Below are 23,376 nucleotides of genomic sequence, written 5' to 3'. Positions count from 1 at the left end.
CCATCCCTCCGTTTTTTCTATCATATCATAGGCGGCCCGCCGCCGTTATACCGATTTTGCATAGAAGAAGGACGCCCGGTGCATAACCGGGCGTCCTTCTGACGCTATTCCTGCTCTGAGGGGACGGCCTGGAGCCAGTGCTCGGCGGAGGCGCGCCAGGCGGCGGCGTTCTCCTCCGTCTGGGCTCGGGGGAAGACCTCCAGCTCGTTGGTCAGAAAGATTCCCACCCAAGGGGAAAAAAGGTCGGCTCCCGCTCGGTTCAGGTGGCCGGGGTCAAAGAAATGGAGCGTCGGGTCCAGGCCGATGGAGGTGATCTGACTACTCCAGTCGAAGTATTTGGCCCTGGGGTCCAGGGCGGCCACATCGGAGCGGATGCGCTCGTATTCCTGCGCGGGGAGCTGGCTGTAGGTGGGGTGGAAGACCACCACAGGCAGAGCGCCGTACTCCTCGCACAGGGCCAGAATCCGACCCAGGTCGGCCAGATTCTGCCGGTAGACGGCGTCCGGCTTCACCTCTCGCTGGAAGGGGCCGTCGGCGATCTGCTCGAACACCCCCTCCACGGCGGTGTAGCCCTTGAGCTGGTCGGCCCCTTTGGGGGCCAGGGCCCACAGGGCGCTCTGCACGGTGAGCTCTTTCCAGCGGCTGTGGTAGAAGTACAGGTCAAAGAGCAGGCCGGTACGCAGCTCGGGCTCCGCGGCCTCAAAAATGGCGTGGAGCTTGTTGGTGGAAAAGGGCATATAGCCCACATTGATCTGGCTGTAGTTTTGGTAGCGCTCAAAGTGGAGGGCGGAGGCCTCGATGAGCACCACCTGCGGCGTCTGGGTTTTGAGGGCCTCTCTGAGGTACCAGTAGGTGGTGGACAGAGTCTGCTCCGGGCCGGCCAGCACGTAGCCGGTCAGGCCGGTAGCGTCATAGATGAGGCTTGGATTGACGTCGCAGTAGGCGTAGGAGCTGCCCAGGTAGAGGTAGTCCAAGCTGTCCTTAGGTTCGGCCAGATAGGGCTCCCACACTGCGCCGTAGTCCACCCGGACCGGCCGCAGAGCGGCCCCGCACAGCCCCAGCAGCAGCGCGGCCGTCAGCACGAAGGCGGCGGCGAACAGAAGTTCTTTGCTTTTTTTCATGGCCGTTCCCCCTAAAACTTGAAATAGATGAAGTCTTGGGGATCGTATCCGGTGCCATATACCCCGAAAAGGAACACGCAGAGCAGCAGGATCAGGGCGACGAGCCACCGCAGAGGGCGGGGGAGAGCCAGGACCCGGGCGCGGACGCTTCCGCGGAGGGAAAGCAGGTCCACCGCCAGCAGGGCCAGGCCGGCCAGGGCGGCGGCCAGGAATTCGCGGCGGTCCAGCCCCATAGAGGCCAGTACCGGATGGACCAGCGCGGGGCCGGCGGGGAGCATGGCCCGCAGCACGGACAGAGCCCCGGAGAGGGAGCCCGCCTTGAAAAAGACCCAGGCCAGGGTGGCCAGGACGAAGGTGACCGCCATCTGCCACAGGACGGTGAGGGGGCGGTCCTCCCGCATCCGGAGCGACTGGCGGCACCGGGCCCGCAGCCTGGCGGTGAGACCGCCGGCCACCTGATAGATACCGTTGAGCAGGCCCCAGACCACGAAGGTGAGGGCGGCGCCGTGCCACAGGCCGCTGACGGCGAACACGAGGAGGATGTTGAGGTATTTGCGGGTCCTTCCCCGGCGGCTGCCGCCCAGGGGGATGTACAGGTAGTCGCGGAACCAGGCGGACAGGGAGATGTGCCACCGCCGCCAGAATTCGGCAATGGAGCGGGAGAAGTAGGGCGTGCGGAAGTTTTCCATCAGATGAAAGCCCATGGCCTCCGCCGAGCCCAGGGCCATGTCGGAGTAGGCGGAGAAGTCGCAGTAGATCTGAACGGAGAAGGCGCAGGCGGCGGCGATGACCTGGAGCCAGCCGAAGTCCCCGGGGGCGGCGAACACGGCGTTCACCAGCACGGCCAGCCGGTCGGCGATGCACAGCTTTTTGAATGCGCCCCACAGAAAGCGCAGCAGCCCGGCCCGAAATTTGTCATAGTCGAACCGGTGGACCTCACGGAACTGGGGGATCAGCCCGCCCGCCCGGGCGATGGGGCCGGAGATGACATGGGGGAAGAAGGAGAGGAACAGGGCGCAGAGAAGGAAGCTGTGTTCTGCGGCCCGGTCGCCCCGGTACACATCGATAAGGTAGCCCGCCGCCATGAAAAGGTAGAAGGAGATCCCGGCGGGGAGGATCAGATCCAGGGCGGGGGAGGAGAAGGAGAGGCCCGCCGCGTCCAGCACCCGCTCCGCCAGAGAGAAGGCAAAGTCCAGGTACTTGAAGAGGAAGAGCGTCCCGAACAAAAGTGTCAGCAGCAGCGTCAGCAGGGCTTTCCGGCTCGCTCCATCCCGGCGCTCCAGCAGCCGGGCTCCGGTATAGGTGACCAGCGTGGCGCACAGGAGGAAGGCGAAGCAGTCCGGCCCGGCGCAGAGATAGAAAAACCAGCTTGCCGCCAGCAGCCACAGGTTTTTACAGGGCCGGGGCAGCAGGAAGTAGAGCAGCACCGTGGCCGGAAAAAAGAGCAGATAACCGGGGGAGAGAAAGCTCAAACGCCGTCACCTCTTTCCAATAAAGTGCTTCCGCCGGAGCAGCGGTGGCATATAATCATATTGTAACCGAACCGAGGACAAATAGCAACAGCCGGGGTGCGGTCCGGTGAGGCCGGAGGGGAGGGAGATAGATGTTTGTAACATTTTTTGGATACAATATTTACGTTTTTTGAGAAAATGTGATAAAATGAAGATACAATTGACGGCTGCCGTAGCCGAAGGGGGGTGGTCTCCGGTATGAAGTGGTCTCTGTCGGCGGAGTTTTTTGCATGTATCCTTCTGATGATTCTGCTGCTCTACTTTTATGAGCGAAGGTGGGCGGTGACGGCGCGGCGGAGGATGTACGGCCTGTGTCTGTGGCTCTCCCTGAGCTCCGTGATTCTCAATACGCTGTGTGTGGTGACCATCCAGAACGCGGCCCGGGTGCCGCTGTGGGTCAACCTGATGCTGAACAGCGCCTATTTCCTGATCAGTGTTCTCATGTGCTCCATGACGGCCCTATACCTGTTCTGCCTCATCTTGGAGCATGTGTACGACAAGGGCTGCCTGCGCCGGGCCCGGCGGTGGGTGAGCGCATTGACGCTGATCGATCTGGCGGTGGTGCTGTGGAACCTGGGCAGCGGGGTCATGTTCTCCTTCGATGCGATGGGGAACTACCAGAGAGGTCCTCTCAACCGGCTGGGCTACGGCATCATGGCCGCAGAACTGGCGCTGCTGCTGCTGTGCTATTTTAAAAACCAGCCCTGTGTCAGCCGGGACATGGTGCGGGTCATGCGGACCCTGCCCCCGGTGGCACTGCTGCTGATGCTCTTTCAGCTCCTCTATCCCGAGCTGCTGCTCAACGGCACCATCATTGCCATGGCCGATCTCATCCTGTTTCTCGGCTTCCAGTGCAGCAGCGTGGAGCAGGACGGCCTGACGGGGATCGGCAATCGAAACAGCTTTTATCAGGAGATTTCTCTGCGTCTGGCGGGGCGGCAGCGGTTTCAGGTGATCCTGCTCTCCCTGCACCACTTTGTCAATGTCAACCAGCGCTTCGGCCACGCCGCGGGCGACGCCTTCCTCTATGAGATTGCCCGCTGGCTGGACCATATGGAGCCGGAGGGCCGGGCCTTCCGCTTTGGCAACGTGGAGTTTGCCCTTCTCCTGCCGTGGGAAAGTCAGGAGAAGGGGCGCAGCAGCCTGGAGACGGTGCAGCGGCGGTTCCAGCGAACCTGGACGCTGGGAGACGCAGAGACGCTGATTCCGGCCCGGCTGACCGACCTGGTCTGCCGGGGGCAGGCCTGGACGGAGGCCCAGGTGCTGGAGCTGCTGGAACACGGGCTTCGCCTGGCCAAGCAGGGGCCGGAGGAGACGGTGGAGTGCGGGGAAGCGGTTTGGGAAGCGCTAGAGCGGCGGAAAGAGCTGCTGGAGCTGATCCGCCGTTCCATTCGGGAGCGGCGCTTCCGGGTCTGGTATCAGCCGGTGTACCGCTGTGGGACCGGCGCCTTCTCCTCGGCGGAGGCCCTGCTCCGCCTGGAGGATTTTCAGGGGCGGGCGGTGCCTCCCTCGGTATTCATCCCGCTGGCCGAAGAGACGGGACTCATCGACGAGTTGAGCTGGATCGTGCTGGAGGAGGTATGCCGTCTGCTGGGCGGCGGGCAGGCCGCCGGGCTGGAGACGGTCTCCATCAACCTGTCTATGCAGCAGTTTATGGACCCGGACCTGACCGGGCGGGTGACCGGCTGCCTGGCCCGTCACGGCGTTTCACCGGAGCGGCTGAAGATCGAGATCACCGAGCGGGTGCTGCTTCAGGACCTGGAGCGGATGCGAAAGGTCATGGGCGAGCTGTCCGCCAAGGGTGTGCGCTTTTATCTGGACGACTTCGGGACCGGTTATTCCAACCTCTCCAGCGTACTGGACCTGCCCTTCGAGTGTATCAAGCTGGACCAGAGCCTGCTGGTTGCCTTCCCGGAGGACAGGCGGGCGGATATGCTGGTGCATACGCTGTTGGAGCTGTTCCACAAAATGGGGCAGCGGGTGGTGGTGGAAGGCGTGGAGACGGCGGCCCAGGCGGAGGGCCTCCGGCGGTATGACGCCGACTGGCTCCAGGGCTATTACTATGCCAGACCGCTGCCGGAAGAGCGTCTGCTGTCCTTCCTGCTGGACCGCTCGCTGACCGAAGCCCGCTGAAGCGGCGAAAAGGGCCCCGCGCCTCCTGCGGAAGGCGCGGGGCCCTTTTGACGGGAAAGGGGAAAAACAATGGCCGGAACGGGTAAAAAAACGGGCGCAGGCACGGCACCGGGGCACGGCGGACGGCATACCCTGAAGTAGAGAATAGTTAGGAGGGTAAGCCCATGTCAACGGAACCACAGGTCCGATATTTTTTAGGTGCGAATTCCCCTGCGGGATTTTATTCCTTGTACGATCAGCTCATCGACCCGGCGGAGGCAGACGCCGTTTTCATCCTGAAGGGCGGCCCCGGCTGCGGAAAATCCACCTTGATGAAGCGGGTGGCCGCCGCCGCCGAGGAGCGGGGGCTCCAGGTGGAGTACATCCGCTGCTCCGGCGACCCCGACTCCCTGGACGCCATCCTCCTGCCGGAGAAAAAGACCGCCATCGTGGATGGCACCGCCCCCCATGAGAGAGCAGCAATAGGACCTTTTACTGGGACAAGCATTTGAATATTACCGACAATGCACAGCGGCACCGCCCGCCCAAGGCCCCCCGGCGCTTCTCCGCGGAGACGGACCGGATCGGGCGCTCCGACAAAGTCCGGCGACCAGGCTTCGGTTCCGCGCGGGCGGATGGACCGGGTGCGGACCGGCGTCACCGGTTCTGGCGGGCCTGCTGATACTCCTCCCTCAGCATGGACATCAGGTGCACGTCGTAAAGTTTCCCGTTTTTCCGGCAGTTCCTTCGCAGGACCCCCTCGTACTGAAACCCCAGCGACCGATATAACTCCGCGGCCGGATTGCCGGTATAATGGTCCAGATAGACCCGCTCCATGCCCCATGCCTCGAAGCACTGCTTCAGGATCGCCTGCATGGCCTGCTTTCCGTAGCCCTTGCCCCGCAAGGCGGTATCCGCGATATAGATCCGGAAGATCTCTACCTTCCAGCCCTCGATCCGGTCCGCCAGCACGATCCGCCCGATGGGCCGCCCCTCGGGCTTGAGCAGGATGGTGTACTGACGCCGGCCCGGGTCGGCCGCGTCTCTGCGATAGATCGCCTCCACCTCCGCCCGGCTTTGTCCATCGGCAATGCTGAAGAATTGCGTTACCTCCGGCCTGCGCTCCCATTGGTAAAACAGCTCCAGATCCGCCTCCTGCGACGGCCGGACCCACAAGTCCGCTGTCTCCATCCACGCCATTTGTAATACGCGCTCCCTTCCTCTTTTTTGTTGGGTTCAGTTCGGATAGTAATACAACCTGCCGTCCGCCAGCTCCTCCCGCACCTGCCCTTCCAGCCGGAGCAGGTCCAGGTGGGAGAGGCACTCCCCCACGGCAAACCATTTTTGGGGGATGGGGAAGTCCTCCCAATTTTTGGCCCGGATGCGCCAGGTCATCCGTCCCGCGATTTCGAAGGGGAGCAACCCCGGCTCCTCCCGGACCACCTTGAGGCACTCCTCCAGCCGGTATGCATGGTGCCGCAGCAGCGCGTCCACACGGGCATGGAAATCTCCGGTGGCCCGGTGGGCGGGCAAGGCCGTTTTTACGTCATACTCCCGCACCTGCTTCAGACTGCGCAGGTAACAGCCCAGGGCATTTTCCAGATTGGGCCAGCGGGTGATGTTGGGGGTGATGTCGAACAGCACATGGTCGCCGGTAAACATGACCTGCTGCTCCGCCATCCACAGGCACAGGTGGCTGGGCGTGTGGCCCGGCGTGCGGAGGACCTCCAGGCGATAGCCCCCCACCTCCAGCACAGCCCCCGCCGACAGGCGGGTATAGCGATCAAAGCTCGGGTCAGGCGCAAAACACCGGCCTGGGTGCGTCTGCGAGGCAATCCGGAGCATCTCCGGCGGGATGCCGGCCATAGCGAAGCGCGCGTCTTCCTGACGCTCCAGTTCAAAACGCGTGCTCCCCACGATCCAGTCCCGGTCCAGGTCGTCGATGAAGACACGGCTGGACGCGGAGGCCACCTCCGGCAGCAGGCCGGTGTGGTCCGAGTGGAGGTGGGTCAAAAAAATATCGGTATCCTCCATGCGCACGTTCAGCTCCTGCAGCCCGTCGAAGAGCGCCCGGCGGCAGGTCTCCTGCCGGAAGCCCGTGTCGATCAGCAGGCTGCGGTCCTTCCCGCGGATCAGATAGCAGTTGAGCTCACGAAGGGGGTTGTTGGGCAGAGGGACGGGGATGCGGTAGATGTTGCGCATGACTTCACGCGGCATGATCTTCGCCTGCTTTCTTTTTTTGATTTTGGGTCGCCCCTGTATAATTGCAAACGTTATGCCAACTTTATAATTGGATGGCGCCGATTCCATTTGTGTTTCGGTTCTTTGGCTTGGATCCTGGCATGAAATTTGCTGTTAATTTAGGAGGGGGACAGAATGTGTCCCCGTAAAATGAAAGGAGACGTTTATTATGGAAAAGATCACCTCTGAGCTGCGTGTGAGAATGTCGGCAAAGGACGCCCACTACGGCGGGAACCTGGTGGACGGCGCCCACATGCTCCACCTGTTTGGGGACGTGGCCACGGAGCTGCTCATACGCTGCGACGGCGACGAGGGCCTGTTCTGCGCCTATGACAACGTGGAGTTCATGGCCCCTGTTTACGCCGGGGATTACATCGAGGCCAGGGGCGAGATCACTTCTGTAGGAAATACCTCGCGCAAGATGGTCTTTACCGCCTACAAGGTCATCACGGCCCGCCCGGAGGTCAGCGCCTCCGCAGCCGATGTGCTGGACGAGCCGCTGCTGGTGTGCCGCGCCAGCGGCACCTGTGTGGTACCGGCTGCCTGCAAGAGAAAGTAGCACGTACAAGGGGGCCCGGCGGAAGCAATACGCCGGGCTCCTGCCATAATAAAAAAACGGGCAGGCAAATTGCCGCTTGAAGCTGTACACAAATAGAATACAATAGAGAATGGCCGGAAACAAGAGAGATACGCGCTTGGAGGAGAAAAACGATGATGGATACCTTCGGCATTGGTCGTTCCATGGAACCTGCCCACTCCCTGCCCCAGCAGGCATGGAGAATCGACAACACCACCGAGCTGCGCCCGGATGAATTGCTGATCGACGTCAAGATCGTCAGCATCAACCTGGTCAGCTTCAACGAGATTTGGGATGAGACCGGTGACAACGACACCCTGCTGTGCCAGCGGGTCATGGAGATCATTCAGGAGCGGGGCAAGCTCCATAATCCAGTCACCAACACGGGTGGGATGCTCTACGGCAAGGTGGCCCAAATGGGCTCAGAATACCCCAATTTGTATGGCTTGGCTCCCGGTGACGAGATTATTTCCCTGGCGTCCCTATCGATCACCCCTCTGAAGCTCGACCGGATTTTATGTGTAGACTATGCGTGTGCCCAGTTGACGGTGGAGGGGCGCGCCATCCTGTACGCCAGTTCTCCGGTGGTGAAGCGCCCCCCAGATATCCCTCTGCAGGTGGTCATCTCCGCCATGGATGAGGCCGGCGTGTCCGCGTGTACCCACAGGATCGTGGAGCCGGGGCAGTCCGTTCTGGTCCTGGGCGCCGGTGGGCGGAGCGGCTTGCTCTGCGGCTATGCCGCCCGCGATAAGATGAAATCCAGCGGCCGGCTGGTGGGCATTGTCCGAAACGAAAATCACCGGCAGATGTTAGAGCGGTACGGTGTATACGACGAGGTGCTGGCGCTGGACGCCACAGACATCGAAGGCTTCTGCTCCGGCCGGGAAAGTGCGGTCGCCCAGCAGTTTGACGTGGTCATCAACTGTATCAATTCAGTCAACACGGAGATTGCCGCTCTGGTGGCGGTCAAGCCCCGGGGCATTCTTTACTTTGCCACCCTTGGGTGCGACTATAAGTTCACCGGGCTGACGGCAGAGGGGATCGGCAAACAGGTACACATCATCCCCTATGCCGGATTTATGGAGGGGCATGCCGAGTATACCCTGGGCCTGCTGCGCCGCTTCCCACAGATGCAAAAGGCGATCCAGCAGCAATTTGGCGAGGCACGGCGGCACCATGTGCTCGTGGAGCATGAGGAGCACAGCGAAACAAGGGACGATACCCACGTTGCAAACGCCAACGGCTATATCTTCCGCAGCAGCCAGTCCAAAGCCACTCTGCGGCAAGCGCTGAAGGTGTCCCGCTATACCTCCAATGTGATGATCTACGGTGAATCCGGCGTCGGCAAGGAGATTATCGCCCGCATCATCCACCAAAACAGCGAGCGAAAAACCTTTCCCATGATTAAAATCAACTGCGCCGCCATCCCGGAGAATCTTCTGGAATCCGAGCTGTTCGGCTATGAAAAGGGCTCCTTTACCGGCGCAAATGCAAAAGGCAAAATTGGATTATGGGAGGCGGCCCAGAGTGGGACGCTGTTTTTGGACGAGGTGGGCGAGCTGCCTCTGTCTTTTCAGGCCAAGCTGCTGCGGGTCATACAGGAAAAAGAGATCGTACGGGTGGGCGGGGTGGCCCCCATCAAGGTGGACGTCCGCATCATCGCGGCCACCAATCGGGATTTGTCCGCCATGGTGCGCCAGGGCACCTTCCGTGAGGACCTCTATTATCGGCTCAATGTCTATCCCATCACGGTGCCCCCCCTTCGCCAGCGCCGCATGGACATCGGCCCGTTGGCAAAGCACTTTGTAGAGCGGTACAACCGGGAGTTCGCGCTCAATAAGGTCCTGAGCGTGAAGACCCTGGAGTTCCTGGAAAATCAGCCGTTTCGGGGAAACATCCGCGAGCTTCAGAATCTGATCCAGCGGCTGATGATTACCGCCGACTATCAGATCATCGAGGTCCGGGATGTGCTGACCGCCATGTCCTGCGACCAGAGCAGCGGACCGAATCCGGCGGAACAGGGGCCGGATCTTCCCCGGCCTTCCGAGCCCGTCGAGCGTGGGTCCCTCAAGGAAATCTTGGCACGGCACGAGGAGTCGATCCTCAGGGTGTATAAAGAGAAATACGGCTCCACCCGCAAAATTGCCAGCCTGCTCGGCATCAGCCAGCCGTCGGTGGTCCGCAAGCTGAAATTCTATGGAATCAGCAGCGACTCGACGCAGGAGTGATACAAATATGAATCAAAAACCGATACAAATTTAAATCATTGATTTATTTTTGGATCGCTTTTTGGAAGAATTGTGGAATCCAAAGTTTGCAAAGAGCATATTTTGCAGCAAAAATTCTCCACCCTCTCGACTTTAACTGGGCCGGAGTACCCGTCGTACAAAGCCCGCCCCCACCGCCTCGCGCAGATGCGCCCCTCTGACGGATGGTTTTTCTGTGAAAGTTTCCTTTGAAAACAAAATTGGCATACAGCTTGCAAAATAAAAGGGCACAGGATTTCCTGAAATACGAGCTCTATGTCAAGGAGGATTGTTCCATGAGAGGGGATAAATACGGTAGTCACCGCGTTATTTTTCCCACCGGCCTGCTGCCTCAGGCTGCAGAGAAAATCAACAATGATCCCGCGATCTGCACCAACGAGATCTTGATCGACGTCATTGCTCTTCAACCCACCGCCACCGCCTTTGGCCGCATCAAGCGCGAGTGCGGCGGCGACAAGACAAAAATCGCCGCTGCCATTCTGGAGATTGTCGAAGAGCGCGGCAAGTTCCAGGACCCGGTGAGCAAATCCGGTGGAATTCTCATCGGACGGGTCAAAGAAATCGGCGCCGATTTGAAAGAAAGTGCCGGCGTAAAGGTGGGCGACAAAATCGCCACATTGGTTTCCCTGTCCCTGACGCCCCTGAAAATCTATGAAATCACCGACATCGACGTCGACACAGAACAGGTCTACTGCAAGGCGGACGCGGTGCTGTTTGAGACCGGGATCTACACCAAGCTGCCGGAGGACCTGGGAGATAAGCTCAGTCTTGCGCTGATGGATGTGGCGGGGGCGCCCGCACAGGTCGCCATTCATGCCAAGGCGGGCGATACCGTGGTCGTCATGGGTGCGGGCAAGGCGGGGCTTCTGTGCCTGGCGGAGGCCAAGAAGCGCGTGTCTCCCACGGGGAAGGTCGTGTGTCTGGAGTATTCCGCCGAGCAGTGCGAGGTGGTGCGCGGCCTTGGCATCGCCGATGTGGTGCTCCAGGTCAACGGTCAGAAGCCCCTGGAAACCTACGAGGCATATACCCGCGCATTGAATGGGAAATTATCCGATTTCACGGTCAGCACCGTCAGCGTGTCGGACACGGAGCTCTCCACCATCCTGGTCACGGACGACAACGGCATGATCTACTTTTTCAGCATGAGCACCGACTTTGTCAAAGCCTCGCTGGGCGCCGAGGGAGTGGAAAAGCATGTGCCGATGCTGATCGGCAACGGCTACTACCCCGGCCATGCGGAGATCGCCTTTGACATCGTCCGTCGGGAGGAGAAGCTGCGCCGTTATTTCACCGAGCGGTATTGCAGATAAGCGTCAGTTGTTTCAAAAGGAGTCGATTAAAACGGAAAAGCTGATTATCCCCGCCGCCATCTGCGGCGCGGAGGTCACCAAGGAGCAGAACCCCGCCGTTCCCTACACGCTGGAAGAGATGGTGCGGGAGGCCAAGAGCGCCTATGACGCCGGCGCGGCGGTTATCCACGTGCACGTCCGCTGGGACGACGGCACCCCCACCCAGGACCGGGAGCGCTTCCGGGTCGTGATGGACGCCATTCAGGCGGCTTGTCCCGGTGTGATCCTGATCCCCTCCACCGGCGGCGCCGTGGGGATGACGCCGGAGGAGCGGCTCCAGCCCACCGAGCTGATGCCCGAGATGGCCACGCTGGACTGCGGCACCTGCAACTTCGGGGACGACGTATTTGTCAATGACCTCCCCATCCTGCGGGCCTTTGGCAAGCGGATGCTGGAAAACCAGATCAAGCCGGAATACGAGTGCTTTGAGATGGGGCATGTAGACACCATCCTGAAGCTGGCAAACAAGGGCCTGGTACCCGGCGCGCCCATGCAGTTCAACTTTGTGCTGGGTGTGGCGGGCTGCACTCCGGCTACCGCCGGGAACCTGGACTGGCTGGTCCGGTCCATCCCCGCCGGCTCCACCTGGACCGCCACGGGCATCGGCAGAGCCGCCTTTGAGCTGGCCGCCCCGGCCATCGCCATGGGCGGCAACGTCCGGGTGGGCTTCGAGGACAACCTCTATCTGTCCAAGGGGGTCCTGGCTAAGAGCAACGGCGAGTTGGTGAAAAAGGTGGCGGATCTGGCCGCCCTCCTGGGCCGGCCCGTGGCCACTCCCGCCGAGGCCCGCGGCATTCTGGGCCTGCGCAAATGAGGTCTGTTTTGCGGTCAGGGGACCGCTGGGAACAGAAAATACATCCACCATGTGAACGAATGAGAGGAGAATACGATGAAAATGAAAAAATGGATTGCCCTCGCACTGAGCGCAGCACTTTGCTTCACTCTGCTGTCCTCCTGCAGTCGTCCCAGCACCTCCGGCGGCAGCTCTCCCGCCCCCTCCAGCAGCCAGTCCGGCGGGTCGGAAACCACGTCTGACCCCATCGTGATCAAAATCGGCCATACCGACTCGTCCACCCGGTCTACCCACGTCTGGAGCGTGTGGATCGGCGAATACCTGGAGGAAAAGGCGCCTGGCCGCTTCAAGGTGGAGGTCTATCCCGACGGACAACTGGGCGATTCCCCCGACATGGTCGCCGGCGTCAAGCTGGGCACCCTGACGATGGAGTTTGACCTGTCCTCCGTGGTGAGTTCCGTCACCGGCGCGGCGTCCAGTTGTGTGGACCTGCCCTTCCTGTACCCCACCTATGAAGACTGGGAGAAGGGCACCTTCGAAAACGGCGGTCTGGAGCTGTTCAACGAGACCATCGCTGACGCGGGCTACTACTGCCTGGGCATGTACTACAACGGCATGCGTCAGGTTATCAGCCGCACCGGCTGCTACCACAACTCCGACGACCTCCACGGCCAGAAGATCCGTATCGCCCAGGACGAGCTGAACATTGAGATGTGGAACGCCATGGGCGCCGCCCCCACGCCGATGTCCTGGGGCGAGGTCATTACCTCTCTGTCCACCGGTACCATCGAGGCTCTGGACCACTCCCTGGGCGTGTTCAACGACTTCTCCCTGCATGAGATCGCTCCCTACATCACCCTGACCAACCACGCCAGCTCCCCGTTCCCCATCATCTGCTCGCTGGACTGGTTCAAGTCCCTGTCCGCCGAGGACCAGGCTCTGATCCAGGAGGCCGTCACGCTGGCCTGCAAGCAGCAGCGTGACGAGGAGCGCGCCAACGAGATGGATTATATCCAGCGCTTCAAGGACGAGGGCGCCACCGTGGAAGAGCTGACCGACGAAGAGGTCGCCGCCTTCAAGGCGGCTGTCCAGCCCGTATACGACAAGTGGCGCGCGAAGGTCGGCGACGAGATGATGGATCTCTGGCTGGCCACCGTGCCCCAGTAAGTCCCCGGAAAAGATCCCAAACTGCCTCAGGGCGGACCGGCTCCTCCAGTCGGTCCGCCGCTTAAAAAGTGAGAAAAGGAGGGCGCGATGTATTTTTAGAATACATCCTGGCTGACTATGAAAAAGACCAATCGCATCGTTGATGTGCTCAACCGCGTGGAGGAAGTGGTCCTGGTGGCCATGTTCTCGGCGATGGTGCTCATTATTTTTGTGCAGGTGATTATGCGCAAGACCGGCAATTCCCTGTACTGGTCCGAGGAGCTGGGCAAGTTCCTCTTCGTCTGGATCTCCTGGCTTGGCATCAGCATTGCACAGCGGAAGGGGGAGCACATCAAGATCACCATGCTCACCGACCACCTGCCCTTCCGGGCGGCCCAGGTTTTCAACATCCTGTCCGACCTCGTCGTGATCGCCATCTGTGTCGTCACGCTGTACTACGGTGTGTCCCTGGTCATCAGCCAGTGGACCTCTCCCTATGCCGGCATCAAAATCAGCACCTCCTGGGGCTACCTGGCGGTGGTGGTGGGCTGTACCCTGATGACCATCCGCTGCCTGGCCAGCATCAAGGATTCCGTCGTCTTCTTGGCGAAGGGACGTCCGGAGGAATCGGAAGGAGGCGAGGCGCAGTGAATACCGCTTTGATTGTCCTGCTGGTGCTCCTGGTGCTCTTGCTGATGATCGGTGTGCCCGTGGGCTTTGCCATCGGCGGCGCCACCATGGTCGCTATGTTCTACTGCTCGGATCTGAACATGGTGGTCAACGCCCAGTACTGCTATTCCGGCATCTTCTCCTTTACCGTCATGGCCATCCCGTTCTTCATGCTGGCCGGGTCGGTGATCTCCACCGGAGGCATCGCCAAGCGGATCGTGGAATTTGCCTCGGCTCTGGTCGATTTTCTCACCGGAGCCCTGGGCTGCGTATCCATGCTGGCGTGTATGTTTTTCGGCGCCCTGTCCGGCTCCGGCATGGCCACCACCGCCGCCATCGGCGGCATGATGATCCCTGAGATGAAAAAGCGGGGCTACGATCCCTCCTATGCCGCCACTCTGGTGTGCTTCGGCGGCACCGTGGGCCCCATCATCCCGCCCTCCCTGTCCTTTGTCCTCTATGGCGCCACCACCAAAACCTCGGTGCCGGATCTGTTCAAGGCGGGTATCCTCCCCGGTATCATCATCGGTCTGACCTTCCTGGTGGTCAATATCATCATCTGCAAGCGCACAGGTACCGACCTGCCTGTCCGCTCCGACGAGAAAAAGCCCCTTAAGGAGGCCCTTGTGGCCCGACTGAAGCGGCTGGGCAAGGCCACCAAGGACGGGTTCTGGGCTCTGCTGTCCCCAGTCATTATTCTGGGCGGCATCTACTCCGGCATTTTTACCCCCACAGAGGCCGCCGCCGTCTCCGTGGTCTATTCGGTCATCGTCTCCATCTTTGTCTACAAGGATATGGACTGGAAGTCCCTCTACGAGACTCTGGTGGGCGCTGCGGTGCTCAACGGGGCAACTTCCTTCCTGCTGGGTTACTCCACCGTGTTTTCCACCTTTATGACCTTCGAGCAGGTGCCCCAGGCCATCACCACCTTCCTGTCCAACGTGTCCGACAACCCCGCCGTCGTTCTGTTGGTCATCAATGCGATCCTGCTGGTCATTGGTTGCTTCTTGGACACGGTACCCGCCATTATCATTATGGCCCCCATGCTGCTGCCTACGCTTCAGACCTTCGGCATCAATCCCATCCACTTTGCCGTTGTCATGGCGGTCAATCTGGCCTTTGGCCTGTGCACTCCGCCTTATGGATGCAACCTGTTTGTCGGTGCGGCTGTGGCTAAGATCAAGATGGAGAGCATGTTCAAGTGGATTGTGCCCTTCTTCCTGGTGTCCATCGTACTGCTGATGATTCTAACGTATATTCCCTCCCTCTCCCTGATGTTTGTATAAGCCCAACAACGGTGTGAGGCCCGGACTGACTTCGGTCAGCCCGGGCCTCACACAGTTCTCATACCGATCAGCGCGCCGATCAATTCGACTTTATCCGCCAAAGTAGCGGACGCTTCTGTTTCATATCCGCCGCCCCGGTAAGCATATCCTGAACCGGAGGCGATTTTATGCGGAAATCCACAATTATCCTAACGGAGAAGCTCCTGTCCCCCAAAGAACCAGACGGGAAAGCGGTCCGCCGGGCGGTGGTGGCCTGGCTCACAAAAGAACTCTGCAAATGAGCCCGGCGCCACGTTTGAACGGCGGGGGGACTTAAATGATTTTCGGCTGGGCGGCAGCTCTGCGTGCCGGGGGGAGGGGCGTAGCTGCGCCTTTAGAGGGGAGGGCTGCACATTCTCTGCGCCATTTATGCACGATTGAGCAAAGAGGATGAGGACAAATACAAAACAGAGTCCGAGAGTATCCAAAATCAAAAATCTCTGCTGGTGAGCTACGCTGTGGAGCGTGGCTGGGATATCTACCACATCTACTGCGACGAGGATTATTCCGGGGCCGACAGCCTGCGGCCCGACTTCAACCGGATGATTGGGGCGGCCAGGGAGAAAAAGTTCCAAATTCTCCTCTGCAAGAGCCAATCCCGGTTCACCCGGGATATGGAGTTGGTGGAAAAGTACATCCATGGCCTGTTCCCCATCTGGGGCGTCCGCTTTATTGCGGTGGCGGACAACGTTGACACGGAGGTGAAGGGCACCAAAAAGGCCCGGCAGATCAACGGCCTGGTGAACGAGTGGTATCTGGAGGACCTGTCGGAAAACATCCGCATGGTCTTTGACCTGAAGCGGCGGCAGGGGCAGTATATCGGAGCGTTCCCCATCTACGGCTATCAGAAGGACCCGAAAGACCACAATCATCTGATTGTGGAAGCGCAGGCCGCTCAAGTGGTGCGTCAGATCTTCCAGTGGTCCCTGGAGGGCCGCGGGAAACAGGAGATCGCCCGGATGCTCAACGACCGGGGCATCCCGAACCCGGCCCGGTATAAGCTGGAGCGGGGGTGGACCGCTGGTCCCCCGGGCTCCAACCAGTATGGCCTCTGGAACAAGACCACCATCTGGAGGATGCTCCACAACGAGATGTACACAGGGGTGATGCTCCAGGGCCGACGGAAAAAGGCGAGCTACAAATCCAAGACGATGCTCCCGGTTCCCGAAGATCAGTGGTATCGGGTAGAGGGGACCCATGAGGCCATCATTGACCGGGAGACCTTCCGCGCAGTACAGAGAAGCCTGAAGCTGCGCTCCAAGGCCGACGGTACCGGAGAAGCCCACCTGCTGTCCGGGCTGGTGAAGTGCATGGACTGCGGCAGCACCATGAGCAAGACCACCAACTGTCAGCAGGGGCGGCCCAGGGTGTCCTACCTCCGCTGCAAGCTGTATGCAGACAGTGGAAGGGAGAAGCGCTGCACCCGGCACTCCATCCGTCTGGATCAACTGATCGAGCAGGTTTCCGAACGCATCCGCCACTATGTTCAAAGCTGCTGTCCGCTGGAGGAACTGAATGTGCCTCCGCCGCGGGACACCCGCAGAGAGGCTCTGGAGCAGGAGCAGAAAGCGCTGAAAGCCCAACTGGAAAAGCGGAGCCAGGCGTTAAAAAATCTGTACCTGGATAAAATCTCTGGCGTACTCAGCGAGGGGCAGTTTGTGGAGCTAAACCGGGACCTTCAGATGGAAAAAGGGCGCCTGGAGCGTCGGCTGGCTCAAAACGGTGAGGAGCTGAACAAACGGACATACCCGGTGGACCAGGCCAGCATTATGGACCGGATGCGGGAGCTGCTGCAGTTGGAGACCGTGCCTCGGGAGCTGGTGGTCGCTCTGGTGGAAAAGATCGAGATTGGCGAGCGGGACCCGGCCACCGGACGCCAGGAGATTCGGATTACCTGGAAATTTTAACAAGTGTCCTTCGGTTGCCGAGGCCCATGTGGTGGAGCCTAAATACCCCGGGGTAGTTGAATCTTATGTTAACATTGGAGACTGTTATGATAAAAAAGCCCTGGGGGATGTGCGCGCGGAAATCCTGTCCTGCATGGGCGGTTATCCGGCGTGCTACCAGCGGGCCTACCGCTGCCTGGGCGCGGCGGAGGAGATCGCGGAGGATGTGCGATCCATCGTGATTTCGCCGCAGGTAGAGGCCAAGATTGCCAAGCGGAGCAAGGGCATCCTGTCCCGGGAAATCAAAAAGACGGGGGAGGGCGCCGGGCAGGTGAAGCAGCGGTTCCTCTCGGCGGTAACGCACCGGGGGCTTCTGGCGGAATTTGATACAGTGGATAAGTTATGTAAACGGGTTTACGAGCTGGCGGACAGTTACGGGCTGGCCCATGTGATGCTGACCCACCTGCTCTCCGGGGCGGTGGCGGCGGGCCACGACGCGGTGGCCTGCGTCTCCCCCATGGCCCCCGACCGGCTGGAGCATCTGCTCCTCCCGGGGCTGTCGCTGGCCTTCGTGACCAGCTCTCCGGCCCTGCCCTACGAAAAGCGGCCCTACCGCCGCATCCGGCTGGACGCCATGGCGGACGCCGAGGCGGTGCGCCGGAACAGGGCGCGGCTGCGCTTTTCGCGGAAGGTGTCCGCCGCCCTGACGGAGGAGGCGGTGGACTCTCTGGCCCAGGCCAAGGCCATGCACGACGAGCTGGAGGCCCTCTACAACCCCTATGTGGATTTCGAACGGGTGGGCCGGATGGCCGACCGGATTGCCGGGGAAATCTTGAAGGAAAGCTGAAATTTTTCCGGGCAAGCGCGTCAATGGGGCGGGCCGGTTCAGCCGGCCGCCCCATTGACATTTCCCAGGCTGAGCCCCTATAATGGCGCTATGGAATCTGCAATGCGGGAAGGGGAGAGGGCCGTGAAGCCGCTGCTGGCCCCCCTGGTGGGGGACGCCTCGCCGGTGACTGTCATCGGTTTGTGCAAGAATGCCGGTAAGACCACCGCGCTGTGTCGGCTCATCCGGGAGCTGGAGGGGGAGACCCTGGCCATGACTTCGGTGGGTCGGGATGGGGAGCGGACCGACGTGGTGACGGGGACGGAAAAGCCGGAGATCTGGGTCCCGGCGGGTACGCTGTTCGCCACGGCCCGTGGGCTGCTGCCCCTATGCGACGCTACGGTGGAGGTGGACCGGGTTACTGGCGTGATGACCCCATTGGGCCCGGTGGCGGTGTTCCGCGCCCTGTCCGACGGATACATCCAACTGGCGGGCCCCTCGGCGGTGGCGCAACTGGCCCCCCTGGCCGGGACCTTCCGGGAGCTGGGAGCCGACCGGGTGCTGATCGATGGAGCCGCCGGGCGGAAATCCCTGGCGGGGGCGGAACCGGGCGGCTGTGCCATTCTGTGCGTAGGCGCCTCCATGGACGGCGGGGCGGCGGTCATCGCCGCCGAGACGGCCCACACCTGCGCCCTGTTCGCCGCGCCGGAGCCGGAGGAACCCGGCCTCCGGGCGGCTCTGGCGGCGGAACAGGAGCGCTTTGCCCTCTTTACGCCGGAGGGAGAGCGGCTGCCCCTGGAGCGGGAGGATAGCGGCCAGCCCCTGTGGGGGGCGCTGCCCCGGGAGAAGTGCGTGCTCTGGGTGGCGGGAGGCGTCACCAGTCCCATGCTCCGCACCCTGGCCCGGCGGGGGGCTCCCACGGTGGTGGCCGCTCCAGACGCCACTCATTTTCTGGCGGACCGGAGCAGCACCGCCGCCTTTTTCCGGGGCGGCGGGTCTCTGCAAGCGGCGCGGCGGCTGACCATCGCCGCCGTGTGCGCCAACCCCTGGTCGGCCTACGGCAAGCACCTGGACCGGGAGGAGCTCCTGTCCGCCCTGCGGGCGGCGGTAGAGGTCCCGGTGGTGGACGTGAGGGAGGTATGACATGGTAAAGCTCGATCAACAACTCAAGGAGGATACCGGCTACCTCTGGGTCATGGCCCGGCTGGAGCCGGCTTCTCCCTTCGGCCGCGCTCTGGCCCGGACCCCCCGCTGGTACGGGCCCGGCGAGGAGGGGGCGCTGGAGGCGGAGCTGGGCCGGGTGGACGCTTTGCTGGCGTGGATGGAGCAGGGTGCGCCGGCGGTGGAGAACGTCGTCCATCTGCTGTCGGAGTTCCACGACATCAAAAACTCCTTCCAGCGCCCCTCCAATTCCCCCATGGACGAGGTGGAGCTCTTCGAGGTCAAACACTTCCTGCTCTATCTGGAACGCCTGGCGGAGGAGTACGGCCGCTTCCCGCGGCTGGAGGGGCTGGAGCTGCGCCCCATGACGGGGCTGCTGGACCTGCTGGACCCCAGCGGGCGGCGGCTGCCCCCCTTCTCGGTGGAGAACGCCTTTGACCCGGCCCTGGAGCGCATCCGGGCGGATAAGCTTCAGGTGGAGCGGGAGCTGCGGAGCGCGGAGGGGGAGGCCCGGGAAGCCCTGCTGGCCCGGCGGCGGGAGCTGGTGCTGGAGGAGGACAAGGCGGAGCTGGCCGCCCGGCGGCGGCTGACGGCCGCCCTGCTGCGGGAGAAAGCAGGCTTTTTTGCCGCCATGGACGCCATCGGCCGCCTGGACCTGACGCTGGCCAAGGCCCGGCTGGCCCGGCGGTTCGGCTGCGTCCGGCCCCGGCTGTCCGCCGTGCCGGAGGTAGAGGCGTTCGACATGGTCCATCCCGAGGTGGCCGACCACCTGAAGGAGCGGGGCGGGGCCTTTATTCCGGTGTCCATCACACTGGAGAAGGGGACCACTGTCATCACAGGGGCCAACATGGGGGGCAAGAGCGTCTCCCTCAAGAGCGTCACCCTGAACCTGCTGCTGCTCCAGACCGGCTTTTTTGTCTTTGCCCGGGAAATGACCGCTCCCCTGTTCGATTCGGTGAGCCTTATCTGCACCGACCGGCAGTCGGTGGAGCAGGGCCTCAGCTCCTTCGGGGCCGAGGTGGCCGCGCTGGGGGACCTGCTGCGGCGGGAGAAGGGGAAGTTCTTCTTTGTGGCGCTGGACGAGTTCGCCCGGGGCACCAATCCCCGGGAGGGGGCGGCCCTGGCCCGGGCGCTGGTGGAATATCTGGGCGGGCTCAACTGCGTGGCCATGATGACCACCCATTACGACGGCGTGTCCGATGCCGCCCGGCGGCATTACCAGGTGGCAGGTCTTGCCGCCCTGGATACCGCCGCCTTCCGGGCGGGGGAGGCCCCGCTGGACCGGCTGTCCCGGCTTATGGATTACCGCCTGCTGGCCGCGCCGCCCGGTGCGCCCTGTCCCCGGGACGCCCTGCGGGTGTGCCGCCTGCTGGATCTGGACGAAGAATGGATGAAAATCTTTGAAGAAAATAGTTGACAAACTGACGGCCGGTGCTATAATAATATTTAGTTAAAGTGCCTATATTATTAGAGTGGTATAACAAAATATTGTGTGAATAGAGGCGCGGCAGTTCAGGTACCGGCGCGATGCAAAGGGCGGTCAGGCCCGATGCGCGCTGGGAATGGGACCGCCGCCGAAGGAGGGGGGAGCTGTCCCGAGCCTCTCCTGAGACGTGGGCCCAGTGCGCACGGATTGTCATGGAAACATGAAGCGCTATTTATGTTCTGTCGGGTGACCGTCAGGCATAAATAGCGTTTTGTTGTTTGCATGGAGCGCTGTTCGTTTTGCTCCCTTTCGGGGCAGGACGGGCGGCGCTTGATGTTTTTTGGGGAACCGTATGGAAAATTTTTTAGGGGGTATTGACGATGGAAAAAATGACATCCATGATCCGGGTCCGTATGGGGGCGGAGGACGCTCACTACGGCGGCAATCTGGTGGACGGGGCCCACATGCTCCATCTGTTCGGCGACGTGGCCACTGAATTGCTCATCATCAGTGACGGCGACGAGGGCCTGTTCTGCGCCTACGACAACGTGGAGTTTCTGGCGCCCGTCTACGCCGGCGATTTCATCGAGGCGGTGGGCGAGATCACCCACATGGGCAACACCTCCCGCAAGATGGTCTTCGAGGCCCGCAAGGTGGCCGTGCCCCGGCCCGACATCAGCGACTCCGCCGCCGACAAGCTGGCCGAGCCTGTCGTGGTCTGCCGCGCCTCCGGCACCTGCGTGGTGCCCAAGGACAAACAGCGCATCGCCCGCTGAACACCGCAAGCAAGCCCGATGAAAAGGAGGTTTACCCTATGGAAAAGCTGATTATCACCGCCGCCATCTGCGGCGCGGAGGTCACCAAGGAGCAGAACCCCGCCGTTCCCTACACGCTGGAAGAGATGGTGCGGGAGGCCAAGAGCGCCTATGACGCCGGGGCAGCGGTTATCCACGTGCACGTCCGCTGGGACGACGGCACCCCCACCCAGGACCGGGAGCGCTTCCGGGTCGTGATGGACGCCATTCAGGCGGCTTGTCCCGGTGTGATTCTGATCCCCTCCACCGGCGGCGCCGTGGGGATGACGCCGGAGGAGCGCCTCCAGCCCACCGAGCTGATGCCCGAGATGGCCACGCTGGACTGCGGCACCTGCAACTTCGGCGACGATGTATTCCAAAACGACATGCCCACTCTGCGGGCCTTTGGCAAGCGGATGCTGGAAAATCACATCAAGCCAGAGTACGAATGCTTTGAGATCGGCCATCTGGACACCGCTCTGACCCTGGCCCGGAAGGGGCAGGCGCCCGGCGAACCCATGCAGTTCAACTTTGTGCTGGGCGTGGGCGGCTGTACCCCCGCCACCGTACCCAACCTGTGCTATCTGGTCAGTCAGATCCCCGCCGGCTCCACCTGGACGGTCACCGGCATCGGCCGCCACGCCTTTACCATGGCCGCCGCCGCCATCGCCATGGGCGGCAACGTCCGGGTGGGCTTCGAGGACGAGCTGACCCTGTCCAGAGGCGTGCTGGCCAAGTCCAACGGCGAGCTGGTGGCCCGTGTGGTGGAGCTGGCCAAGCTGCTGGGCCGGGAGATCGCCACCCCGGACGAGGCCCGCAGGATTCTCAGTCTGAAGTAACCCGTGTTCCCAAACGCGGCCGGGAGCTGCACGGGGACCCGCCGCCCGCCGCGTTTCCGATTCCCAAACCAAACGCACCAAAACCAAACCATTCCCAACCCAATTCCCACATTCCCAATTCCAAACCCAAACCAACCCACAACCATTCCCAAATCCACATACCCGGTCCCCGAATCTCAATCTACAGGAGGTCAAAACATATGCAGAAAAAGGGCAATAAGTACGGCACTCACCGCGTCATCGAACCCAAAGGCGTGCTGACCCAGGCTGCGTACAAGATCGACAACAACATGGATGAGATCTACTCCAACGAGATCCTCTGCAACGTCACCGCCCTGAACGTGGACTCCGCCTCCTTCACCCAGATCGCCGACGTGTGCGGCCATGACGACCAGAAGATCGGCGAGATGATCCTGTCCATCGTGGCCGAGCGCGGCAAGCAGCAGAATCCGGTCACCGGCTCCGGCGGCATGTTCATGGGCACCGTGGCCAAGATCGGCGACGACCTGAAGGGCAAGATTGACCTGAAGGAGGGCGACCGCATCGCCTCCCTGGTGTCCCTGTCCCTGACGCCCTTGAAGATCCATAAGATCCTGGCCGTCCATCAGGACATCGACCGGGTGGATGTGGAAGCCCAGGCCATCCTGTTTGAAAGCGGCATCTACGCCAAGCTGCCCGACGACATGCCCGAGCCTCTGGCCCTGGCCGCCCTGGACGTGGCCGGCGCTCCCGCCCAGGCCCGCAAGCTGCCCAAGGAGGGCGACAGCGTCCTGATCCTGGGGGCCAACGGCAAGTCCGGCGTGCTGTGTGGCTACGAGGCTATGAAGAAGGTGGGGCCCAACGGCAAGGTGGTCGGCGTGGTCCGCAACCCGAAGCAGATCCCCGCTTTGAAGGAGCTGGGCGTCTACACCGACATCGTGCTGGCCGACGCCACCAAGCCCGTGGAGGTCATGGAGGCCGCCCTGGCCGTCAACGGCGGCAAGGAGTATGACATCTCCATCTGCTGCGTCAACATCGAGAGCTGCGAGATGTCCGCCATCCTGCCCGTCCGGGACGACGGCCTGGTGTACTTTTTCTCCATGGCCACCTCCTTCACCAAGGCGGCCCTGGGGGCCGAGGGCATCGGCAAGGACGTGACCATGATCGTGGGCAACGGCTACACCAAGGACCATGCCGACATCACCCTGAACGTCCTGCGGGAGAATCCCAAGCTGCGCAAGCTGTTTGAGGAGAAATACGTATAATACCCAAGGGAAGGCGCGTTACCGGCGGCGTCCGCGGGGACACGCCGGGGCGTTCCTTCCCTCTTTCCTGCCGCCGCGGTTACCCGAGG

Annotated in this window: 20 protein-coding genes and 1 riboswitch; of the genes, 16 read left to right on the top strand and 4 right to left on the bottom strand. The window is 61.8% G+C overall.

Going from position 1 to position 23,376, the window contains the following annotated elements; translation table 11 throughout:
• Nucleotides 1-104: 104 nt before the first annotated feature.
• On the bottom strand, nt 105-1,121 hold the full coding sequence (locus tag BN2154_RS11580) for a hypothetical protein (protein WP_050618920.1): 1,017 nt from the start codon (nt 1,119-1,121) through the stop codon (nt 105-107).
• 11 nt (nt 1,122-1,132) lie between these two features.
• Complete coding sequence (locus tag BN2154_RS11575; RefSeq protein ID WP_050618919.1) at nt 1,133-2,593, bottom strand: MBOAT family O-acyltransferase; 1,461 nt, start codon at nt 2,591-2,593, stop codon at nt 1,133-1,135.
• A 237-nt stretch (nt 2,594-2,830) separates the two neighbouring features.
• Here BN2154_RS11575 and BN2154_RS11570 point away from each other — a divergent pair, with 237 nt between their 5' ends.
• Complete coding sequence (locus BN2154_RS11570) at nt 2,831-4,765, top strand: GGDEF domain-containing phosphodiesterase (RefSeq protein WP_050618918.1); 1,935 nt, start codon at nt 2,831-2,833, stop codon at nt 4,763-4,765.
• Between the two features lie 164 nt (nt 4,766-4,929).
• Nucleotides 4,930-5,256, top strand: coding sequence for an nSTAND3 domain-containing NTPase (locus tag BN2154_RS11565; RefSeq protein ID WP_050618917.1), 327 nt, complete (start codon nt 4,930-4,932; stop codon nt 5,254-5,256).
• Between the two features lie 145 nt (nt 5,257-5,401).
• On the opposite strand, the gene BN2154_RS11560 is transcribed toward BN2154_RS11565, so the two are convergent.
• Together BN2154_RS11560 and BN2154_RS11555 are read right to left on the bottom strand one after the other, a co-directional pair.
• Nucleotides 5,402-5,944, bottom strand: a complete 543-nt coding sequence (locus BN2154_RS11560; protein WP_094762496.1) for a GNAT family N-acetyltransferase — start codon at nt 5,942-5,944, stop codon at nt 5,402-5,404.
• A gap of 36 nt (nt 5,945-5,980) precedes the next feature.
• Nucleotides 5,981-6,961, bottom strand: a complete 981-nt coding sequence (locus tag BN2154_RS11555; RefSeq protein WP_195892346.1) for an MBL fold metallo-hydrolase — start codon at nt 6,959-6,961, stop codon at nt 5,981-5,983.
• A 193-nt stretch (nt 6,962-7,154) separates the two neighbouring features.
• Here BN2154_RS11555 and BN2154_RS11550 point away from each other — a divergent pair, with 193 nt between their 5' ends.
• The 14 genes from BN2154_RS11550 to BN2154_RS11485 all read left to right on the top strand — a co-directional run bounded on the left by BN2154_RS11550 (nt 7,155) and on the right by BN2154_RS11485 (nt 23,287).
• Nucleotides 7,155-7,544 (top strand): 3-aminobutyryl-CoA ammonia lyase, encoded by a 390-nt coding sequence (locus tag BN2154_RS11550; RefSeq protein ID WP_050618914.1) that lies wholly within the window; start codon nt 7,155-7,157, stop codon nt 7,542-7,544.
• A gap of 152 nt (nt 7,545-7,696) precedes the next feature.
• Nucleotides 7,697-9,790 (top strand): sigma 54-interacting transcriptional regulator, encoded by a 2,094-nt coding sequence (locus tag BN2154_RS11545; protein ID WP_242853750.1) that lies wholly within the window; start codon nt 7,697-7,699, stop codon nt 9,788-9,790.
• 314 nt (nt 9,791-10,104) lie between these two features.
• Complete coding sequence (locus BN2154_RS11540; protein ID WP_050618913.1) at nt 10,105-11,139, top strand: L-erythro-3,5-diaminohexanoate dehydrogenase; 1,035 nt, start codon at nt 10,105-10,107, stop codon at nt 11,137-11,139.
• Between the two features lie 7 nt (nt 11,140-11,146).
• Nucleotides 11,147-11,992: a 3-keto-5-aminohexanoate cleavage enzyme gene (locus BN2154_RS11535; RefSeq protein WP_242853749.1), complete on the top strand. Its 846-nt coding sequence runs from the start codon at nt 11,147-11,149 to the stop codon at nt 11,990-11,992.
• 81 nt (nt 11,993-12,073) lie between these two features.
• The gene (locus BN2154_RS11530) at nt 12,074-13,138 is read left to right on the top strand and encodes a TRAP transporter substrate-binding protein (RefSeq protein WP_094762572.1); all 1,065 of its coding nucleotides are present in this window, start codon (nt 12,074-12,076) and stop codon (nt 13,136-13,138) included.
• A gap of 117 nt (nt 13,139-13,255) precedes the next feature.
• The gene (locus BN2154_RS11525; protein WP_050618912.1) at nt 13,256-13,768 is read left to right on the top strand and encodes a TRAP transporter small permease; all 513 of its coding nucleotides are present in this window, start codon (nt 13,256-13,258) and stop codon (nt 13,766-13,768) included.
• Nucleotides 13,765-15,072: a TRAP transporter large permease gene (locus tag BN2154_RS11520; RefSeq protein WP_238074482.1), complete on the top strand. Its 1,308-nt coding sequence runs from the start codon at nt 13,765-13,767 to the stop codon at nt 15,070-15,072. The genes BN2154_RS11525 and BN2154_RS11520 overlap by 4 nt, the downstream gene beginning before the upstream one ends.
• Nucleotides 15,073-15,458: 386 nt before the next feature.
• Nucleotides 15,459-17,018: a recombinase family protein gene (locus BN2154_RS11515; RefSeq protein WP_278320037.1), complete on the top strand. Its 1,560-nt coding sequence runs from the start codon at nt 15,459-15,461 to the stop codon at nt 17,016-17,018.
• 109 nt (nt 17,019-17,127) lie between these two features.
• Nucleotides 17,128-17,844: a hypothetical protein gene (locus BN2154_RS11510; RefSeq protein ID WP_242853748.1), complete on the top strand. Its 717-nt coding sequence runs from the start codon at nt 17,128-17,130 to the stop codon at nt 17,842-17,844.
• Between the two features lie 123 nt (nt 17,845-17,967).
• A complete protein-coding gene (locus BN2154_RS11505; protein ID WP_050619625.1) occupies nt 17,968-18,966 on the top strand; it encodes a lysine 5,6-aminomutase reactivase subunit KamB in 999 nt (332 codons plus the stop codon).
• Between the two features lies 1 nt (nt 18,967).
• Nucleotides 18,968-20,401, top strand: a complete 1,434-nt coding sequence (locus BN2154_RS11500; RefSeq protein WP_050618910.1) for a lysine 5,6-aminomutase reactivase ATPase KamC — start codon at nt 18,968-18,970, stop codon at nt 20,399-20,401.
• Between the two features lie 72 nt (nt 20,402-20,473).
• Nucleotides 20,474-20,649, top strand: a riboswitch (Lysine riboswitch).
• Between the two features lie 150 nt (nt 20,650-20,799).
• On the top strand, nt 20,800-21,186 hold the full coding sequence (locus BN2154_RS11495; protein ID WP_050619624.1) for a 3-aminobutyryl-CoA ammonia lyase: 387 nt from the start codon (nt 20,800-20,802) through the stop codon (nt 21,184-21,186).
• A 38-nt stretch (nt 21,187-21,224) separates the two neighbouring features.
• A complete protein-coding gene (locus tag BN2154_RS11490; RefSeq protein ID WP_050618909.1) occupies nt 21,225-22,043 on the top strand; it encodes a 3-keto-5-aminohexanoate cleavage enzyme in 819 nt (272 codons plus the stop codon).
• Between the two features lie 200 nt (nt 22,044-22,243).
• Nucleotides 22,244-23,287 carry an L-erythro-3,5-diaminohexanoate dehydrogenase gene (locus BN2154_RS11485; RefSeq protein WP_050618908.1) on the top strand — a complete coding sequence of 348 codons (1,044 nt, stop codon included), beginning with the start codon at nt 22,244-22,246 and terminating at the stop codon, nt 23,285-23,287.
• The last annotated feature ends 89 nt before the right edge of the window (nt 23,288-23,376 follow it).

Source organism: Intestinimonas massiliensis (ex Afouda et al. 2020) (assembly GCF_001244995.1).
Lineage (GTDB): Bacteria > Bacillota > Clostridia > Oscillospirales > Oscillospiraceae > Intestinimonas > Intestinimonas massiliensis.
The sequence above is the reverse complement of the archived record's forward strand: the minus strand, read 5'-3'. Positions and strand labels throughout refer to the sequence as shown.

Coding starts and splice junctions, on each gene's coding strand:
- BN2154_RS11580 (WP_050618920.1), bottom strand. CDS start 1,121: ATGAAAAAAAGCAAAGAACTTCTGTTCGCCGCCGCCTTCGTGCTGACG.
- BN2154_RS11570 (WP_050618918.1), top strand. CDS start 2,831: ATGAAGTGGTCTCTGTCGGCGGAGTTTTTTGCATGTATCCTTCTGATG.
- BN2154_RS11565 (WP_050618917.1), top strand. CDS start 4,930: ATGTCAACGGAACCACAGGTCCGATATTTTTTAGGTGCGAATTCCCCT.
- BN2154_RS11560 (WP_094762496.1), bottom strand. CDS start 5,944: ATGGCGTGGATGGAGACAGCGGACTTGTGGGTCCGGCCGTCGCAGGAG.
- BN2154_RS11555 (WP_195892346.1), bottom strand. CDS start 6,961: ATGCCGCGTGAAGTCATGCGCAACATCTACCGCATCCCCGTCCCTCTG.
- BN2154_RS11550 (WP_050618914.1), top strand. CDS start 7,155: ATGGAAAAGATCACCTCTGAGCTGCGTGTGAGAATGTCGGCAAAGGAC.
- BN2154_RS11545 (WP_242853750.1), top strand. CDS start 7,697: ATGATGGATACCTTCGGCATTGGTCGTTCCATGGAACCTGCCCACTCC.
- BN2154_RS11540 (WP_050618913.1), top strand. CDS start 10,105: ATGAGAGGGGATAAATACGGTAGTCACCGCGTTATTTTTCCCACCGGC.
- BN2154_RS11530 (WP_094762572.1), top strand. CDS start 12,074: ATGAAAAAATGGATTGCCCTCGCACTGAGCGCAGCACTTTGCTTCACT.
- BN2154_RS11525 (WP_050618912.1), top strand. CDS start 13,256: ATGAAAAAGACCAATCGCATCGTTGATGTGCTCAACCGCGTGGAGGAA.
- BN2154_RS11500 (WP_050618910.1), top strand. CDS start 18,968: ATGGTAAAGCTCGATCAACAACTCAAGGAGGATACCGGCTACCTCTGG.
- BN2154_RS11495 (WP_050619624.1), top strand. CDS start 20,800: ATGACATCCATGATCCGGGTCCGTATGGGGGCGGAGGACGCTCACTAC.
- BN2154_RS11490 (WP_050618909.1), top strand. CDS start 21,225: ATGGAAAAGCTGATTATCACCGCCGCCATCTGCGGCGCGGAGGTCACC.
- BN2154_RS11485 (WP_050618908.1), top strand. CDS start 22,244: ATGCAGAAAAAGGGCAATAAGTACGGCACTCACCGCGTCATCGAACCC.